This window comes from Paenibacillus hunanensis, assembly GCF_014645615.1.
GTDB classification, from domain to species: domain Bacteria; phylum Bacillota; class Bacilli; order Paenibacillales; family Paenibacillaceae; genus Saccharibacillus; species Saccharibacillus hunanensis.
In genome coordinates this window covers 1-536 of the sequence record NZ_BMMB01000068.1, presented here as the reverse complement: position 1 = coordinate 536, position 536 = coordinate 1, and the positions used below count along the sequence as shown (strand labels likewise).

The window sequence follows — 536 nt, the reverse complement described above, 5'->3', positions numbered from 1 at the left end:
ACGACGTTTTCTAGTCTGGAAGAAGAAATCGCCTATTTGAAAGCAGAGAATGAATATTTAAAAAAGCAGTATCCCAATCTACACAAGGAGTGACGAGTAAAGCGAAACGATTTCAAATCATAGAGGAGCTTCGAGCGCGGTATAGTCTGACTTGGCTCTTGAAGATTGCTAATGTTTCCGGTTCCGGTTACTACAAATGGAGAACCCGTCGAGTCACCGCCAACGAGCGCAGACAGCGAGACGATGAAGTCGAATCGCATCTCCTTGCCATCCATCGTGTACATCCGTACTTTGGTTATTTGCGAATGACGATCGCGTTGCGCAGAGAAGGGCTTCGAGTGAATCACAAAAAGGTTTACCGACTCATGAAGAAACTCGGTATTCGCTCGGTGATTCGAAAGAAACGTCGATTCTTTGGAAAACAAGCTTCCGTGGTGCATCCGAACCGATTAGAGCGACAGTTTCAAGCGGATACGCCGCGAACGAAGCTGGTCACCGACATTACGTATATTCGTGCGGGCGAACGATTTGTGTAT

The 536-nt window shown here is 46.8% G+C and carries 1 pseudogene; it reads left to right on the top strand.

Annotated features, from left to right (window positions below):
* A pseudogene (locus IEX62_RS23630) lies at window positions 1-536 on the top strand (IS3 family transposase); the annotation flags it as partial.